The organism is Herbidospora cretacea (genome assembly GCF_001570605.1).
Classification (GTDB): Bacteria; Actinomycetota; Actinomycetes; order Streptosporangiales; family Streptosporangiaceae; genus Herbidospora; species Herbidospora cretacea.
This window is the reverse complement of sequence record NZ_BBXG01000002.1, coordinates 686,731-703,677: the sequence shown is the minus strand read 5'-3', so window position 1 is coordinate 703,677 and position 16,947 is coordinate 686,731. Positions and strand designations below refer to the sequence as shown.

General features: G+C 69.7%; 17 protein-coding genes. 15 read left to right on the top strand and 2 right to left on the bottom strand.

Features of this window, described 5'->3' with window-relative positions; all coding sequences use genetic code 11:
• The 12 genes from AW270_RS05865 to AW270_RS05810 form a co-directional block, all read left to right on the top strand.
• The coding region (locus AW270_RS05865; protein WP_218009097.1) for a hypothetical protein at nt 1–483 on the top strand (483 nt) is incomplete at its 5' end.
• A gap of 196 nt (nt 484–679) precedes the next feature.
• Nucleotides 680–1,873 (top strand): MFS transporter, encoded by a 1,194-nt coding sequence (locus AW270_RS05860; RefSeq protein WP_061291373.1) that lies wholly within the window; start codon nt 680–682, stop codon nt 1,871–1,873.
• A gap of 128 nt (nt 1,874–2,001) precedes the next feature.
• Nucleotides 2,002–2,997, top strand: a complete 996-nt coding sequence (locus AW270_RS05855; protein ID WP_061291371.1) for an ABC transporter substrate-binding protein — start codon at nt 2,002–2,004, stop codon at nt 2,995–2,997.
• Nucleotides 2,998–3,074: 77 nt separating this feature from the next.
• Entirely contained in the window at nt 3,075–4,574 is a 1,500-nt protein-coding gene (locus tag AW270_RS05850; protein ID WP_061291369.1) for a sugar ABC transporter ATP-binding protein, read from the top strand.
• Nucleotides 4,571–5,602, top strand: a complete 1,032-nt coding sequence (locus tag AW270_RS05845) for an ABC transporter permease (protein WP_061291366.1) — start codon at nt 4,571–4,573, stop codon at nt 5,600–5,602. The genes AW270_RS05850 and AW270_RS05845 overlap by 4 nt, the downstream gene beginning before the upstream one ends.
• Nucleotides 5,599–6,600, top strand: a complete 1,002-nt coding sequence (yjfF, locus tag AW270_RS05840) for a galactofuranose ABC transporter, permease protein YjfF (RefSeq protein ID WP_061291364.1) — start codon at nt 5,599–5,601, stop codon at nt 6,598–6,600. The genes AW270_RS05845 and yjfF overlap by 4 nt, the downstream gene beginning before the upstream one ends.
• Nucleotides 6,601–6,607: 7 nt before the next feature.
• Nucleotides 6,608–8,209, top strand: a complete 1,602-nt coding sequence (araB, locus tag AW270_RS05835) for a ribulokinase (RefSeq protein ID WP_082801321.1) — start codon at nt 6,608–6,610, stop codon at nt 8,207–8,209.
• Nucleotides 8,206–8,853 (top strand): L-ribulose-5-phosphate 4-epimerase, encoded by a 648-nt coding sequence (locus tag AW270_RS05830; protein ID WP_061291360.1) that lies wholly within the window; start codon nt 8,206–8,208, stop codon nt 8,851–8,853. The genes araB and AW270_RS05830 overlap by 4 nt, the downstream gene beginning before the upstream one ends.
• Nucleotides 8,850–10,325 (top strand): L-arabinose isomerase, encoded by a 1,476-nt coding sequence (araA, locus tag AW270_RS05825; protein WP_061291357.1) that lies wholly within the window; start codon nt 8,850–8,852, stop codon nt 10,323–10,325. Before AW270_RS05830 ends, araA begins: the two co-directional genes overlap by 4 nt.
• Before the next feature lie 152 nt (nt 10,326–10,477).
• Complete coding sequence (locus tag AW270_RS05820; protein WP_061291354.1) at nt 10,478–11,395, top strand: LysR family transcriptional regulator; 918 nt, start codon at nt 10,478–10,480, stop codon at nt 11,393–11,395.
• Between the two features lie 102 nt (nt 11,396–11,497).
• Nucleotides 11,498–12,658, top strand: a complete 1,161-nt coding sequence (locus AW270_RS05815; RefSeq protein ID WP_061291352.1) for an NAD-dependent formate dehydrogenase — start codon at nt 11,498–11,500, stop codon at nt 12,656–12,658.
• A 14-nt stretch (nt 12,659–12,672) separates the two neighbouring features.
• Nucleotides 12,673–13,005: a YnfA family protein gene (locus AW270_RS05810; RefSeq protein WP_061291350.1), complete on the top strand. Its 333-nt coding sequence runs from the start codon at nt 12,673–12,675 to the stop codon at nt 13,003–13,005.
• On the opposite strand, the gene AW270_RS05805 is transcribed toward AW270_RS05810, so the two are convergent.
• Complete coding sequence (locus AW270_RS05805) at nt 12,983–13,372, bottom strand: cadmium resistance transporter (protein WP_061291348.1); 390 nt, start codon at nt 13,370–13,372, stop codon at nt 12,983–12,985. The genes AW270_RS05810 and AW270_RS05805 overlap by 23 nt on opposite strands.
• 37 nt (nt 13,373–13,409) lie before the next feature.
• Between AW270_RS05805 and AW270_RS05800 the strand changes: the two genes are divergently transcribed.
• Both AW270_RS05800 and AW270_RS05795 read left to right on the top strand, forming a co-directional pair.
• On the top strand, nt 13,410–13,898 hold the full coding sequence (locus AW270_RS05800) for an NUDIX domain-containing protein (protein WP_218009096.1): 489 nt from the start codon (nt 13,410–13,412) through the stop codon (nt 13,896–13,898).
• A gap of 2 nt (nt 13,899–13,900) precedes the next feature.
• A complete protein-coding gene (locus AW270_RS05795) occupies nt 13,901–15,034 on the top strand; it encodes a HEAT repeat domain-containing protein (protein WP_061291347.1) in 1,134 nt (377 codons plus the stop codon).
• On the opposite strand, the gene AW270_RS05790 is transcribed toward AW270_RS05795, so the two are convergent.
• A complete protein-coding gene (locus AW270_RS05790; protein WP_061291344.1) occupies nt 15,014–15,583 on the bottom strand; it encodes a PadR family transcriptional regulator in 570 nt (189 codons plus the stop codon). The genes AW270_RS05795 and AW270_RS05790 overlap by 21 nt on opposite strands.
• 89 nt (nt 15,584–15,672) lie before the next feature.
• On the opposite strand from AW270_RS05790, the gene AW270_RS05785 reads away from it, so the two are divergent.
• A complete protein-coding gene (locus AW270_RS05785) occupies nt 15,673–16,947 on the top strand; it encodes a carotenoid oxygenase family protein (RefSeq protein ID WP_082801319.1) in 1,275 nt (424 codons plus the stop codon).

The window sequence follows — 16,947 nt, the reverse complement described above, 5'->3', positions numbered from 1 at the left end:
GGTCCGGCCGGTGCGACCGGTGCGACCGGTGCGACCGGTGCGACCGGCCCGGCGGGTGCGACTGGACCTGCGGGTCCGGCCGGCCCCGCGGGCCCGGTGGGACCGGAGGCCGCTCCGGCCGACGTGTCGCTGTCGCCGCTGCTCCTGGACACCCTTCAGGTGTCGGTCCGTCCTGACGGGACGACGTGGATCCGCGACCCGCGGACCACGCCGGTCTGGCACAACCTGTCCACGCTGCCCGGTTACCCGGCCGGCGTGCGGGCGGTGTCGAGCGAGATCATCATCGAGCTCCTCCTCGGGATCCCGACCCTGCACGTCTCGGTTCAGACCAACACCGGCACCATTCACCGGACGAGCTGCGCCGTAGGTGTGCCCATCCCGGGTGGCTTCCTCGCCCCGGGCACTCCGGGGGGCCCGGCGGCCTACCCGGCGAACTGCACCGACTGGATCAACCAGACGCCTCCGCTCCGCATGGCCACCTGAGTCTCCGACTCGGGTCCCATGAGAGCTGACGGCTGAGCGAGCCGCGGGCGGCCGAGCCGACCGTGGCTCGCGCCGGGAATCTGCCTCAAGTGGCAGTCAGAGGGCCGCGTATCCCTTCGGGGATGCGCGGCCCTTCTGCGTACCCCGAACCTTCCACTAACATCGGGTGATTTCTGTCGCCTTCGGGGGGTTTCGGGTGTCTTACACAGCTACGCGCTGGGCCTGCTACACCGGCTACGTCACCCAGGCCATCGTCAACAACCTGGCCCCCCTGCTGTTCATCGTGTTCCAGACGGCGTACGACCTCCCGCTCGAAATGCTCGGACGTCTGGTGCTGCTCAACTTCGGCGCCCAGCTCGTCACCGACCTCATCGCGGTGCGCTACGTCGACCGGCTCGGCTACCGGGGACCGCTCGTGCTGGCCCACGTGATGTCGGCGACCGGGCTGGTGCTGCTCGCGGTGGCGCCGTTCGTCGCGCCGACGCCCTACCTCGGGCTCTGCTTCGCGGTGGTCGTGTACGCCATCGGCGGCGGCCTCCTCGAAGTGCTGGTCAGCCCGGTCGTGGACGCGCTGCCCACGCCGCAGGAGGGCAAGGCGGCGGCGATGAGCCTGCTGCACTCGTTCTACTGCTGGGGCCAGGTCGCGGTGGTCGCCGGGTCGACGCTGCTCCTGGCCGCGATCGGGCGCGACTCCTGGTACGTGCTGCCGCTGGTCTGGGCGCTCGTGCCGCTGGCCAACCTGGTGGCGTTCCTGCGGGTGCCGATGCCGCAGACCGTGCCCGACGAGCACCGGACCTCGCTGACGTCGCTGTTCCGGACGCCGGCGTTTGTGACGGCCATGGTGCTGATGCTGGCCGCCGGGGCGTCGGAGCTGACCATGTCGCAGTGGTCGTCGCTGTTCGCCGAGGAGGGGCTCGGGGCCTCGAAGGTCTGGGGCGACCTGGCCGGGCCGTGTCTGTTCGCGGTGCTGATGGGGGTCGGCCGCATCGTCTACGGGCTGTTCGGGGAGAAGATCCCGCTGGTCCCGGCGATGGTCTTCTCCGGCGCGCTGGCGACGCTCTGCTACCTGGTCGCGTGCCTGTCGTCCAACCCGGTGCTGGCGTTCGCGGGCTGCGCGCTGTGCGGGTTCGCGGTGAGCCTGCTCTGGCCGGGCACCTTCAGCCTCGCCTCGGCGCGGTTCCCGCTCGGCGGCGCGGCGATGTTCGGCGTGCTGGCCGTCTTCGGCGACCTCGGCGCGGCGGTCGGCCCCTGGACGGCGGGCGCGGTCGCCGACACGACCGGCGGCGGGCTGAGCACCGGACTGCTCGCCGGCATCGTGTTCCCGCTGACCGTCGTGGTCGGCTCGCTCGTGTACGGCGCCATGACCCGAAAGAGTGTTTCGAGCAAGTGACCGATCCGTGACAAGGCGAGCCCTTGACGCTCGCATATGTTAACGCTCACAGTCGACACGGCAACAAGCTTCCCTCTGATTCCCAGCCGGGCCAGTGGTGTGAGCGCTAACAAAGACAAGGAAGGGACTTGACCTTGTTAAAGAAGATCATTGCACTGGTCGCGGTCGGCGTACTCGCGACGGCGTGTGGCGGCGGCGACGCCGAGACCGGTGCCACGACCGGCGCCACCAGCGGCGGCGGTGACTCGACGATCACTATGGGCTTCGCCCAGGTGGGCGCCGAGAGTGGCTGGCGGACGGCGAACACGAAGTCGGTGCAGGAGTCGGCCAAGGCCGCCGGCATCGACCTCAAGTTCTCCGACGCCCAGCAGAAGCAGGAGAACCAGATCAAGGCGATCCGGTCGTACATCCAGCAGAAGGTGGACGTCATCGCCTTCTCGCCGGTCGTCGAGTCGGGTTGGGACACCGTGCTGATGGAGGCCAAGAACGCCAACATCCCGGTCATCCTGACCGACCGGGCGGTCGACTCGGCCGACACCTCGCTCTACAAGACCTTCCTCGGCTCCGACTTCGTCGAAGAGGGCAAGAAGGCCGGCCAGTGGCTGGTCGAGCAGTACGCCTCCGAGACCGGCGACGTGAACATCGTCGAGCTCCAGGGCACCACCGGCTCGGCCCCGGCCAACGACCGCAAGTCGGGCTTCGCCGAGGTCATCAAGGCCGACCCGAAGTTCAAGGTGATCGCCTCCCAGAGCGGCGACTTCACCCGCGCCAAGGGCAAGGAGGTCATGGACGCCTTCCTGAAGGCCAACCCGGACATCGACGTGCTCTACGCCCACAACGACGACATGGGCCTCGGCGCCATCGAGGCGATCGAGGGCGCGGGCAAGGTCCCCGGCAAGGACATCAAGATCATCACGGTGGACGCTGTCAAGGACGGCATGCAGGCCCTCGCCGACGGAAAGATCAACTTCATCGTCGAGTGTTCCCCGCTGCTCGGCCCGCAGTTGATGGACCTGGCCAAGAAGGTCCTCGCCGGTGAGACGGTCCCCGACCGGGTCGTCACCGAGGAGACCACCTTCACCCAGGAGCAGGCCAAGACGGCCCTGCCCACCCGTCAGTACTAGGAGCGGAAGGGGCCGTCCTGACCTGAGACCCGGACGGCCCCTCTTTCCGATCGAACGCCAGAAATTGAGGATGGCGCATGGCTGAAGCGATCCTTCGGATGACCGGGATCGGCAAGGAGTTCCCCGGCGTCCGCGCCCTGGACGGCGTGGACTTCCGGCTGCTCCCCGGCGAGGTGCACGCGCTCATGGGCGAGAACGGCGCCGGGAAGTCGACCCTGATCAAGGTCCTGACGGGCGTCTACTCCATCGACGCCGGTGAGATCGAACTGGCCGGGGCGAAGGTCGCCTTCACCGGCCCCCTGGAGGCCCAGAAGGCGGGGATCAGCACCGTCTACCAGGAGGTCAACCTCTGCCGGAACCTGTCGGTCGCCGAGAACGTGTTCATCGGCCGCGAGCCGCGCAGGTTCGGCCGGATCAACTGGCGCGAGATGCGCCGCCGGGCCGCCGAGCTGCTCACCCGGCTCGACCTGTCGATCGACGTCGCCAAGCCGCTGAGCACCTACTCGCTGGCGATCCAGCAGATGGTCGCCATCGCCCGCGCCATCGACATCGACGCCCGGGTGCTGATCCTCGACGAGCCGACGTCCTCCCTCGACGCCGGCGAGGTCGCCCAGCTCTTCCGGGTGATGCGGCGCCTGAAGGAACAAGGCATCGCGATCCTGTTCGTCTCGCACTTCCTCGACCAGATCTACGAGATCGCCGACCGCATGACGATCCTGCGCAACGGCCGTCTCGTCGGCGAGTACGTCACCGCCGAACTCCCCCAGGTCGAACTGGTGGGCAAGATGATCGGCCGCGAACTGGCCGAACTGGAGCGCCTCGACGAACGCCCCCCGGCGCGCACCTCCGACACCCTCGTCGAGGCCTCCGCGCTCGGCGGCAAGGTGGCGCCCTTCTCGCTGACCATCCGCGAGGGCGAGGTGGTGGGCCTGGCCGGGCTGCTCGGCTCGGGCCGCACCGAGATCGCCCGCCTGCTGTTCGGGGCCGACCACGCCGCGACCGGGACCGTGCGGATCGGCGGTGAGCAGGTCAACCTGCGGACCCCGCGCATCGCCATGTCCAAGGGCGTGGCGTTCTGCTCGGAGAACCGGCGCGAGGAAGGTCTGGTGCCTGAGCTCACGGTGCGAGAGAACCTTATCCTCGCCCTCCAGGCCGACCGCGGCTGGAGCCGCCCGGTGCCCCGCAAGAAGCAGGACGAGCTGGTCGCCAAGTACATCAAGGCGCTGAACATCCGGCCGGACAACCCCGAGATGCTGATCCGGAACCTGTCCGGCGGCAACCAGCAGAAGGTGCTGCTGGCCCGGTGGCTCATCCTCGAACCCAGACTGCTCATCCTCGACGAGCCCACCCGCGGCATCGACGTCGGCGCGAAGGCCGAGATCCAGAAGCTGGTCGTCGAGCTCTCCGACGGCGGGATGGCGGTCCTGTTCATCTCGGCCGAACTCGAAGAGGTCCTGCGGCTCAGCCACAAGGTGGCGGTGCTCCGCGACCGCCGGGTGGTGGCCGAACTCCCCAATGACGACACCCTGACGACGGACGTGCTGATGGAGACGATCGCCAGCGGAGCGGCCAAATGAAGCGCCTCGCCTGGCCGCTGGGCATGCTGGCCGCCCTGCTGCTGGTCAACCTGATCTTCACCGACCACTTCTTCCAGATCGAGATCAAGGACGGCCACCTCTACGGCAGCCTGATCGACATCTTCCGCTTCGGCGCCCCCCTGATCCTGGTGGCGCTCGGCATGACCCTGGTCATCGCGACCAGCGGCATCGACCTGTCGGTCGGTTCCGTGGTGGCGATCTCCGGTGCGATGGCCTGCCTCCAGATCAGCTCGCTCACCTCCCAGGACTCGATCGGCGGCGTCCTGGGCGCGGTGGGCATCGCGCTGGGCCTGGCGATCGCGCTGGGAGTGGGCAACGGCGTGCTGGTCTCGGTCATCGGCATCCAGCCGATCATCGCGACGCTGATCCTGATGGTCGCCGGGCGGGGTCTCGCCCAGCTCATCACCGACGGCCAGATCATCACGATCAACAGCGACCCCTACAAGCTCATCGGCGGCGGCTACTGGCTGACCCTGCCGTTCGGCATCATCATCGTCGCCGCCGTGCTGGCGCTGACGGCGTTCATCACCCGGCGGCTGGCCCTCGGCCTGCTGATCGAGTCGGTCGGCGGCAACGCCGAGGCGAGCCGCCTGTCGGGCATCCGCTCGCGCGGCATCCTCATCGTCGTCTACGCCTTCTGCGCGCTCTGCGCCGGCATCGCCGGACTGATGATCAGCTCCAACGTGTCGAGCGCCGACGGCAACAACGCCGGCCTGTGGATCGAGCTCGACGCCATCCTCGCCGTCGTCATCGGCGGCACCTCCCTCGCCGGAGGCCGTTTCTCCCTGAGCGGCACGGTCCTCGGCGCCCTCATCATCCAGACCCTGACCACGACGATCTACTCCATCGGCGTGCCGCCGGAGACGACGCTGCTGTTCAAGGCGCTCGTCGTGACGATCGTCTGCCTGCTCCAGTCGCCGGCGTTCCGGGCCAAGGTCTTCCGCCAGCGAAGAAGACCGGCCCCGCCCGCGGTCGCCGCCGACGAGAAAGTGACGGTGCGCACGTGAAGACACTGGCACGCCCGCTCCCGCGCCAGCTCCCGCGGACGCTCCCCCGCAACTACCTGCCCGTGCTGGTGACCGGCGCGCTGTTCGTCGCGATGTTCGTGGCGGGCGGCATCCGCTACGAGGGCTTCGCGACCGGCCAGATCATCCTGAACGTCTTCATCGACAACGCGTTCCTGCTGGTCGTGGCGGTCGGCATGACCTTCGTCATCCTCACCGGGGGCATCGACCTGTCGGTCGGCTCGGTGGTGGCGCTGACCACGATGATCTCGGCCTCGCTGCTGCCGTCCACACCCTCGATCCTGGTGATCCTGCTCGTGCTGGCCATCGGCGGGGTGCTCGGTGCGGCGATGGGCGCGATCATCCACTACTTCGAGATCCAGCCGTTCATCGTGACCCTCGCCGGCATGTTCCTGGCCCGGGGCCTGTGCTACACGATCGGCACCGACTCGATCCCGATCAACGACCCGACGTTCACCTCGATCGCGCAGACCCAGATCAAGCTCGGGCCCGACCTGTGGATCTCCCCCAGCGTGCTCATCGCGCTGGCGGTGGTGCTCCTGGCGACGTACACGCTGCACTACACGCGCACCGGCCGGAACGTCTACGCGGTCGGCGGCAACGAGCAGTCGGCGCTGCTCATGGGCCTTCCGGTGGCCCGGACCAAGATCGTCGTCTACACGATCAGCGGTCTGTGCTCGGCGCTCGGCGGCCTGCTGCTGTCGTTCTACATGCTCTCCGGCTACGGCCTGCACGCCGTCGGCATGGAACTCGACGCCATCGCGGCGGTCGTCATCGGCGGCACGCTGCTGACCGGCGGATCGGGCTACCTGCTGGGCACGGTGCTCGGCGTGCTCGTGCTCGGGTTGATCCAGACCGTCATCAGCTTCGAGGGCACCCTCAGCTCCTGGTGGACCAAGATCGTCATCGGCCTGTTGCTCCTGATCTTCATCCTTCTCCAGCGCCTCATTGTGACGACGGGAGCTACGCGTGACCGATGACAGATACGTGGTCGGAGTCGACTACGGCACCCTTTCCGGCCGGGCCGTCGTGGTCCGGGTCCGGGACGGCGCCGAACTCGGCTCCGCCGTTCATGAGTACGCCCGGGGAGTGATCCCCGGCCCCACCCCCGACTGGGCCCTCCAGTCCCCCGACGACTGGCGCGACGTGCTGCGCGTCGCGGTGCCGAAGGCGGTGGAGTCGGCCGGCGTGTCACCTGAGGACGTGATCGGCATCGCGACCGACTTCACGGCCTGCACCATCCTGCCCGCCTTGGCCGACGGAACCCCGCTGAGCGACCGGTTCCCCGACCGGCCCCACGCCTGGCCGAAGCTGTGGAAGCACCACGCCGCGCAGGCCCACGCAGACCGGATCAACGAGCTGGCCGCTTCCAGGGGGGAAGCGTGGCTGCCGCGGTACGGAGGCAAGGTCTCGTCGGAATGGGCGTTCGCCAAAGGACTCCAGCTGCTGGAGGAGGATCCCGAGCTCTACGCGCTGGCCGACCGGTGGATCGAGGCGGCCGACTGGATCATCTGGGAGCTCAGCGGCGTCGAGACGCGCAACGTCTGCACCGCCGGATACAAGGCCATCTACCAGGACGGCGCCTACCCGTCCGAGGAGTTCCTGACCGCGCTCAACCCGGAGTTCGCCGGGTTCACCGCCAAGCTCGGCGCTGAGCTGTCGCCGCTCGGCGGCCGGGCCGGCGGCCTGTCGGCCAAGGGCGCCGGATGGACCGGCCTGCCCGAGGGCATCGCGGTCGCGGTCGGCAACGTCGACGCCCACGTGACGGCCGCCGCCGCCGACGCCGTGCGGCCCGGCCAGATGGTCGCGATCATGGGCACCTCGACGTGCCTGGTGATGAACGGCGAGAGCCTGGCCGAGGTGCCGGGCATGTGCGGCGTGGTCCAGGACGGGATCGTTCCCGGGCTCTGGGGCTACGAGGCCGGGCAGTCGGCCGTGGGCGACATCTTCGCCTGGTTCGTCGACAACTACGTCCCCGCCTCCTACGTCGACAAGGCCGCCGAGCTGGGCGTCTCCGTCCACCAGTACCTGACCTCGCTCGGCGAGAGCCAGGCCGTCGGCGGCCACGGACTTGTGGCGCTCGACTGGTTCGGCGGCAACCGGTCGGTGCTCGTCGACCACGACCTCTCCGGGGTCGTCGTCGGCCAGACCCTGTCCACCAAGCCCGAGGACGTCTACCGGGCGCTGCTGGAGTCGACCGCGTTCGGCTGCCGGGTCATCATCGAGACCTTCGAGGCCTCCGGGGTGCCGGTCGAGGAGTTCGTCGTCGCGGGCGGGCTGCTGAAGAACGCGTTCCTCATGCAGGTCTACGCCGACGTGCTGCGCAAGCCGCTCGCGGTGATCGAGTCGGACCAGGGGCCCGCGCTGGGCTCGGCCATCCACGCCGCGGTGGCGGCCGGGGCGTATCCGGACATCCCCTCGGCGGCGGCGGCGATGGGCAAGCGGAAGGCGAAGGCGTACACGCCCGACGCCGAGCGGGCCGCCGCCTACGACCGGCTCTACGCCGAATACCGCATCCTGCACGACCACTTCGCCGACCGAGGCCTGCTCCACCGGCTGCGCGCGATCCGGAACGAGGCGTCCAAGTGAGAAAAACCGTCTGCGCCCTGCATTCGGAACTGGTCCGCTACGGCCTGGTCGCCTGGACGGCCGGCAACGTCTCGGGCCGCGTCCCGGGCGAGGACCTGTTCGTCATCAAGCCCAGCGGCCTGTCCTACGACGACCTGACCCCCGAGTCGATGGTCGTCTGCGACCTCGACGGCAACCTGGTCGAGGGCGACCACTCCCCATCGAGCGACACCGCCGCGCACGCCTACATCTACCGCCACATGCCCGAGGTCGGCGGCGTCGTGCACACCCACTCGACCTACGCCTCCGCCTGGGCCGCCCGCGGCGAGTCGATCCCGTGCGTGCTGACCGCGATGGCCGACGAGTTCGGCGGTGAGATCCCCATCGGCCCGTTCGCCCTGATCGGCGGGGACGACATCGGCCGCGGCCTGGTCGACACCCTGAAGGGCCACCGCTCCCCGGCGGTGCTGATGCGCAACCACGGCGTATTCACCATCGGCGCGACCCCCAAGGCCGCCGTCAAGGCCGCCGTGATGTGCGAGGACGTCGCCCGGACCGTGCACATCGCCCGCCAGCTCGGCGACGTCGTCCCCATCGAGGACAAGCACATCGACGCGCTCTACGACCGCTACCAGAACGTCTACGGACAGAGGAGCACCAAGTGAAACTGTGGTTTCTGACCGGCAGCCAGTCTCTCTACGGAGACGAGACTTTGGCCCAGGTCGCCGACCAGTCGCGGGCCATCGCGACGGAGTTGGGCCACGCCCTGCCGTTCGACCTGGAGTGGAAGCCGGTCCTGCTCGACGCGACGTCCATCCGCAACGTGATGCTCGCGGCCAACGCCGACGACGAGTGCGGCGGCGTCATCGCCTGGATGCACACCTTCTCTCCCGCCAAGATGTGGATCGCGGGCCTGGACGCCCTGCGCAAGCCGCTGCTGCACCTGCACACCCAGGCCAACCGCGAGCTGCCCTGGGCGACCATCGACATGGACTTCATGAACCTGAACCAGGCCGCCCACGGCGACCGCGAGTTCGGTTACGTCCAGTCGCGGCTCGGTGTGGCCCGCAAGACCGTGACCGGCCACGTCTCCGACCCGGCGGTGGCCGCGCGCATCTCCGCGTGGGCACGCGCGGCGGCGGGCCGCGCGGAGGTCGGCTCGCTCAAGCTGGCCCGGTTCGGCGACAACATGCGCGACGTGGCGGTGACCGAGGGCGACAAGGTCGAGGCGCAGCTCCGCTTCGGCGTCTCGGTGAACACCTACGGCGTGAACGACCTGGTCGAGGTCGTCGACGCCATGGCCGACACCGACGTGACCTCGCTGGTGAAGGAGTACGAGGACCTCTACGACGTGGCCGTCGAGCTGCGCAGCGAGGGTTCCCGGCACGAGTCGCTGCGCTACGCCGCGCGGATCGAGCTCGGCCTGCGGACCTTCCTGACCGAGGGCGGCTTCAAGGCGTTCACCACGAACTTCGAGGACCTCGGCGGCCTGCGTCAGCTTCCCGGCCTCGCGGTCCAGCGGCTCATGGCCGACGGCTACGGCTTCGGCGGCGAAGGCGACTGGAAGACCTCGGTCCTGCTCAGGACTCTGAAGGCGATGGTGCCCGGGGGCGGCACCTCGTTCATGGAGGACTACACCTACCACCTGACGCCCGACGAGGAGCTGATCCTCGGCGCCCACATGCTGGAGGTCTGCCCCAGCATCGCGGCGGGCAAGCCGTCGTGCGAGATCCACCCGCTCGGGATCGGCGGCCGGGAGGACCCGGTCAGGCTGGTCTTCGACGCGGCCCCCGGCCCGGCGGTCGTCATCGGCCTGGCCGACATGGGCGAGCGGTTCCGCCTGGTCGCCAACGAGATCGACGTGGTCGCCCCGCCGGAGCCCCTGCCCAAGCTCCCGGTCGCCCGCGCCGTCTGGCAGCCCCGCCCCGACCTGCGCACCTCGTCGGAGTCGTGGCTGACCGCCGGAGCCCCGCACCACACGGTCCTGTCGGCCGCCGTGGGCGCGGAGGAACTGCACGACTTCGCCGACATGCTCGGCGTGGAGCTCCTGCTGATCGACGCCGGGACGACAACCCGCTCCTTCACCAAGGAGCTGCGCTGGAACCAGGCCTACTACCGCCTGGCCCAGGGCTTCTGACGGCTGGAGTCCACGTGGGCCGGCCGGGGGTGCCATCCACCCCCCGGCCGGGCCCACCCACCCCGGGGCCCGGCTCATCGTCACCGCTCCGACCGACGTTCTCACGGGCGACGATCACACCTGTGGAAAAGCCGGTCGCCTAGGTTGGGAGGATGCTGCTCCGGGAGCTGGAATATCTCGTCGCGCTGGCCCGCGAGCGCCATTTCGCCCGCGCCGCCGAGGCGTGCCACGTCTCCCAGCCGTCGCTGTCAGCGGGCATCCGCCGCCTGGAGACCGACCTCGGCGTGACGTTGGTGCGTCGCGGGAGAAGGTTCACCGGGCTGACCGAGGAGGGCGAGCGGGTCCTGCTGTGGGCCCACCGCATCCTCGCCGACCGCGACGGCCTGCGCGACGACCTCGCCCAGATGCGGGCCGGCGTCTCCGGCACCCTCCGCCTCGGCGCGATCCCCACGGCCATGGCCGCCACGTCGCTGCTGACCACCCCCTTCTGCGCACGCCACCCGCACGCCCGCATCTCGCTGTGCAGCCTGTCGTCCCGGGAGATCCACCGGCGGCTCGGCGACTTCGAGATCGACGCCGCGCTGACCTACCTCGACGGCGAGGACGGCGACCGCGCCGTCCCCCTCTACGAGGAGCGCTACCTGCTGCTCACCCCCGACGACGGCGAGCTCGCCGACCGGCCGAGGGCCCGCTGGACCGAGGTGGCGGCGCTGCCGCTCTGCCTGCTCGGCCAGGAGATGCGCAACCGGCGCATCCTCGACGACCTGTTCCGCGACGCCGGCGCGGCGGTCGTCCCGGCGATCGAGACCGACAGCGTCTCGGCCCTGTTCGCCCACGTCGCCACCCACCGCTGGTCGAGCGTGATCGCCCACGCGTGGCTCCACATGATCGGCGTCCCCGAGGGCATGCGGATCGTCCCGATGGACACCCCGCCCCGGTCGCCGCAGATCGGCCTGGTCACGGCCGAGCGCTCCCCGGAGCCCGTGGTGGTGCGGGCGCTGCTCGACGTCGCCCGGGGGCTCGACCTCCGCGCCGCGCTCGACGCCACCCTGCGGAGCCACCTGGCCTGATAGGCAGGGCCTATCAACGATAGGGACATACGCTTTGACCTGCTACGGAGCGTCGCGAAGGGTGGAATCTGACCACCTTCCCGCGGACGAGAGGCGATTCCCATGGCCAAGGTCCTGTGCGTGCTGTACGACGACCCGGTCGACGGCTACCCGAAGGAGTACGCACGCGATGGATTGCCGGAACTGTCCGGCTATCCCGGCGGGCAGACCCTGCCGACCCCCTCGGCGATCGACTTCACCCCGGGCGTCCTGCTCGGCAGCGTGTCGGGTGAGCTCGGTCTCCGTGAGTACCTGGAGGGCAACGGCCACACGCTGGTCGTCACCTCCGACAAGGACGGCGTCGACTCGACGTTCGACCGTGAGCTGCCCGACGCCGACGTGGTGATCTCCCAGCCGTTCTGGCCGGCGTACATGACGGCGGAACGGTTCGCCAAGGCGGCCAACCTCAAGCTGATCGTCACGGCCGGCATCGGCTCCGACCATACCGACCTCGACGCGGCGGTGGAGCACGGCGTCACGGTCGCCGAGGTCACCTACTCCAACAGCATCAGCGTCGCCGAACACGTCGTGATGATGATCCTCTCCCTGGTCCGCGACTACCTGCCCGCTTGGGACGTCGTCAGGGAGGGCGGCTGGAACATCGCCGACGTGGTCAAGCGGTCGTACGACCTCGAGGGCATGCACGTCGGGACGGTCGCGGCGGGCCGGATCGGGCTGGCCGTGCTGAGGCGGCTCGCGCCGTTCGACGTCCACCTCCACTACACCGACCGCTACCGGCTGCCGAAAGAGGTCGAGGAGAGCCTCAACCTGACCTGGCACGAGAGCACCGCCGACATGGTGCCGGTGTGCGACGTCGTCACGATCAACGCCCCGCTCCACCCGGAGACCGAGGGCCTGTTCGGCGAGGAACTGCTGTCGACCATGAAGCGGGGGGCGTACCTGATCAACACCGCCCGAGCCAAGATCGCCGACCGCGACGCGATCGTCCGCGCTCTGCGGAGCGGCCGTCTCGCCGGCTACGCGGGCGACGTGTGGTACCCGCAGCCGGCCCCGGCCGACCACCCGTGGCGGACCATGCCGCACCACGGCATGACGCCGCACATGTCGGGCTCCTCCCTGTCGGCCCAGACCCGCTACGCGGCGGGCACCAGGGAGATCCTGGAGAACTTCTTCGCCGGCACGCCCATCCGGGAGGAGTACCTGATCGTCGAGGGCGGGCATCTCGCGGGGGCGGGCGCCCACTCCTACTCGACCAAGAAGTAGCTACAGTCGCCGGGGTGACGATCGTCCGTTCCCTGGTGCTGTTCGCCCTCACCGCCGTCGCCGAGATCGGCGGGGCGTGGCTGGTCTGGCAGGGGGTCCGGGAACAGCGCGGGCTCCTCTGGGCCGGGGCCGGGGTGATCGCGCTCGGGATCTACGGATTCGTCGCGACACTCCAGCCCGAGGCCGAGTTCGGCCGCATCCTGGCCGCCTACGGCGGGGTGTTCGTGGCGGGGTCGCTGGCCTGGGGGATCGTGTTCGACGGCTTCCGCCCCGATCGGTGGGACCTGATCGGGGCGGGCGTCTGCCTGCTCGGGGTGCTGGTCATCATGTATGCCCCACGAGGATGAACACGCCGATCCCGACGAGCACGACCGGGAAGAGGACGTGGCCCCATTTGGCCAGCGCCCTCGCGACGACCGGCCTGGTCGCCAGGAAGTGCCCGGCCAGGCAGAGCACGCCGACCATGACCAGGAAGACGACCACGTAGACGACGACGCCCTGGGTGGCGAAGACGGGGACGTACACGCCGATGTTGTCGCCGCCGTTGGCGAAGGTGATCCCGGCAATGGCGAGGATGGCCGCGAATCCGAGGTACTGCCCCAGAACGATGCGTAATGCTGTGGTCTGGGTGAAGAAGAGGGCGATCAGAACGAGATCGTCCACATTCGTCATGGCGAAAAGCCCGATGGCCTGCCCGACAGTGCCCGCGTTCACCCGGCTATCCTGCACCTTTTCCGGATACTCTCAGCACGTGGCGATCCGGAACTCACACTGCACCTTCTGCGGCGCCTCATACGCGCTCGACCAGCCCTGGCCCCGCCTCTGCGCCGCCTGTGGCAACACCGCCTATCTCAACCCGCTGCCGGTGGCCGTCATGGTCCTGCCGGTCGACGAGGGCCTCCTCGTCATCAGGCGGGCGATCGAGCCCCGGCTCGGGCAGCTCGCCCTGCCCGGCGGCTTCATCGACATCGGCGAGTCGTGGCAGCAGGCCGCCGCCCGCGAGCTGTTCGAGGAGACCGGCATCGTGGTCGCCGCCGCCGACGTGACGCTGTTCGACGTGCTGAGCGCCCCCGACGGGACGGTCCTGATCTTCGGCCGCGCCCCCGCCGTCTCCAGCACCGACCTCCCCGTGTTCACCCCCACCCCGGAGACCTCGGAGTGGCTGATCGTGAAGGAACCACAAGAGTTGGCGTTCCCCCTGCACACGCAGGTCATGGCCGCCCACTTCGCCGCGACGTAGGCGTGTTCGCCGCCGACGACGTCGTCCGTGACTTCGGCACCTCGGGCGACGAACCGGGCACCGCCAGCGCGGCCGGGCTGCGCTGGCTCGCCGACGAGGTGGGCGCGCCCCCGGCCGGGCCCTGGGCCGCCCGGCTGGCCGCCGTGACGGCCGACGTCCCGCTGCTGGTCGAGCTGCTCGGCCACCCGTCGCCGGGCCTTCGGCGCATGGTGGCCTTCGCGCTCTCGTACGTGCCCGAGCCCGCCCTCGGCCCGGTGCTGCGCGACCACATGGAGGTCGAGCCCGACACGGCCGCCAGGATGGCGACCCTGGTCGCGCTGGCCCGCCACCCGGCCCAGGTGCCGTTCGTCCGGGGATATCTGCGCTCCGAACATCCCGAGCTGCGGTTCGGGGCGGCGTTCGGGCTGCTGATCCGCGCCTGCCTGGCCGACGAGGAGGTGGTCCGGGCCCTCGCGCTCTGCGCCGAGAACGGCGTGGCCAACTGCGCCGAGCGGGTGCCGTGGATGGACCCCGAGTGGGACACCGTGACCGGCGTGGTCTGCGAACGGCTCCGCCTCCAGCCGGAGGCGCTCGGCCGCCTGCTGTCCATCCTGCTGAGCCGGAAACGGCCCCCGGCGGCGTGCTGCTGGGAGGCGGCCGGGCTGGCCGCCCAGAGCGACCACGGCCGCCGGCTCGGGCCACTTGTCCTGGCGCTGACGGATCACCCCGATTTCAGCGTCCGGCAGGCGGCGCTGCGGAACATCGTGGCCTGGATCGACGAACCGGGCTATCTCGACCGGGTGGCCGAGCTGGCCGACGATCCGGACCTGGGCGAGATCGCGATGTGCGTCCTGGTCAAGCAGGGCGACCCACGCTGTGTCCCGGCACTCCAGCGGATGATCGCCGGGCCGCTGAGCGGCTTCGTCAACGCCCCGCCCGACTGGGTGGAGCAGAACGTCAGCCGCGATCTGGTCCTGCGCACCGCGGCCCCGTTCGCCGACGACCTGCTCCCGGCGGTCGAGGAACGCCTGGAGGGCGACCTGACCCCGAACGAGGAGAAGGTCCTGATCCAGGGCTTCGGCAAAACGGTCCTGACCCGCTGGCTCTCCCGTCTACGAGGACCGGCCAGAGACCGGCTACGCACCATGCTCATCTGACGGCTTGCAGGGGTCCGCGCTTGAGCTGCGGTCGTGGGCCTTGACCTCCTGGATGGCCCATTCGGCCCACTCCTGGTGGAGCCGGTTGAAGCGGAGGCCCCATTCCAGGGCGACCCGTCCGTAGACGGTGAAGTCGTCGTCGTAGTCGGCGATCATCTGGCCGACCTCCGTCAGGTGGTCGACCGCCTCCGCGCCGGTGCGCTGCTGTTCGCGCAGGTAGGCGATGGCGTCGTCGGTGGAGATCTGGCCGAAGAAGAAGACCCGCAGCAGCATGTCGTAGCGCTGGATCCAGGTCGGCTTCACCTCCAGCATCCAGTGGCGCAGTTCCGCTCGCCCGGCGTCGGTGACGGCGTACTCCTTGCGCCCCCGCGCCCCCTCCGACTGCACCGTGATCAGCCCGGCGTCGGCGAGGCGGCCGAGTTCGCCGTAGAGCTGGCTCTGCGTCGCGGGCCACACGTTGGCGAGCGAGTTGTCGAAGAGTTTCAGCAGGTCGTAGCCGCTGGCCGGACCCTCGGAGAGCAGCCCGAGCAGGGCGTGGCGCAGGCTCATGGACGGCACTCTACCTGTATGCGTTGACATGTCAGGATTGGAAGGTCTACTTTCGACATGTCACTGATGGAATGTCAGAGGAGCGCGCCATGACGAAGAGCTACCTGGACGGCCAACTCGCCCCCGTCCCCGACGAGATCGAGGCGTTCGACCTGCCCGTCACCGGCGCCCTGCCGCCCGAGCTGACCGGCCGCTACTTCCGCAACGGCCCCAACCCCCTCCCGGGCCAGGACCCGGGCCACTGGTTCACCGGCGCGGGCATGATCCACGGCGTCCGCCTCCGCGACGGCCGCGCGGAGTGGTACCGCAACCGCTGGGTGCGGACCCGCGACGGCCGGTACATCGACGACCAGGGCAGACTCGACCTGGCGGCCGTCCCGGCGAACACCAACGTGATCCGCCACGACGGCCGCATCTACGCCCTCGTCGAGGCCGGCCTCCCCTACGAGATGAGCCCCGAGCTCGACACCATCGGGCCCGTCGACTTCGGCGGCCGGCTCACCACGGCGATGACCGCCCACCCGAAGGAAGACCCGATCACCGGCGACCTGTTCTTCTTCGGCTACGGCTTCTTCGCGCCCTACCTCACCTACCACCGCCTGACGAAGGACGGCGTCCTGGTCGAAAGCCGGGAGATCCCGGTCAAGGGGCCGACCATGATGCACGACTTCGCCATCACCGAGAACTATGTCGTCTGGCTCGACCTGCCCGTCGTCTTCGACCTCGACCTGGCCTTCCAGGACTCCGGCATGCCCTACCGCTGGGACGACGCCTATGGCGCCCGCATCGGCTACATGCGCAAGTCGGGCGGCCCGGTGACCTGGGTCGACGTCGACCCCTGCTACGTCTTCCACGTCGGCAACGCCCGCGAGGACGCCGCGGGGAACATCGTGATCGACGCCGTCCGCTACTCGCCGGGCACCTTCACCGGCATGTGGGGCCACATCAGCGGCGCCCCCGACCCGGCCCACGAGGTGATCGGCTCACGCCTCCACCGCTGGACCATCAGCGGCACCACCGCGAGGGAGGAGGAGCTCGACGACCGTACCGTCGAGTTCCCGACCGTCAACGACGGCCACACGGGCCTGCCCGGCCGCTACATCTACGCGGCGGGCGGCGACGAGATCGTCAAGTACGACCTCGCCTCCGGCGTCACCAAGGTCCACGAGGCGAAAGGTCCGGGCGAGGCCGTCTTCGTCCCCCGGGGAACCGCCGAGGACGACGGCTGGCTCGTCTCCCTCGTCTTCACCGACCACGGCTCGGACCTCCTCGTTCTCGACGCCGCCGACCTCGCCCACGTGGCCTCGGTCCACCTGCCCCGACGCGTGCCGCGCGGCTTCCACGGCCACTGGCTCGCCGACTGA

Coding starts and splice junctions, on each gene's coding strand:
- AW270_RS05850 (WP_061291369.1), top strand. CDS start 3,075: ATGGCTGAAGCGATCCTTCGGATGACCGGGATCGGCAAGGAGTTCCCC.
- AW270_RS05845 (WP_061291366.1), top strand. CDS start 4,571: ATGAAGCGCCTCGCCTGGCCGCTGGGCATGCTGGCCGCCCTGCTGCTG.
- AW270_RS05820 (WP_061291354.1), top strand. CDS start 10,478: ATGCTGCTCCGGGAGCTGGAATATCTCGTCGCGCTGGCCCGCGAGCGC.
- AW270_RS05815 (WP_061291352.1), top strand. CDS start 11,498: ATGGCCAAGGTCCTGTGCGTGCTGTACGACGACCCGGTCGACGGCTAC.
- AW270_RS05790 (WP_061291344.1), bottom strand. CDS start 15,583: ATGAGCCTGCGCCACGCCCTGCTCGGGCTGCTCTCCGAGGGTCCGGCC.
- AW270_RS05785 (WP_082801319.1), top strand. CDS start 15,673: ATGACGAAGAGCTACCTGGACGGCCAACTCGCCCCCGTCCCCGACGAG.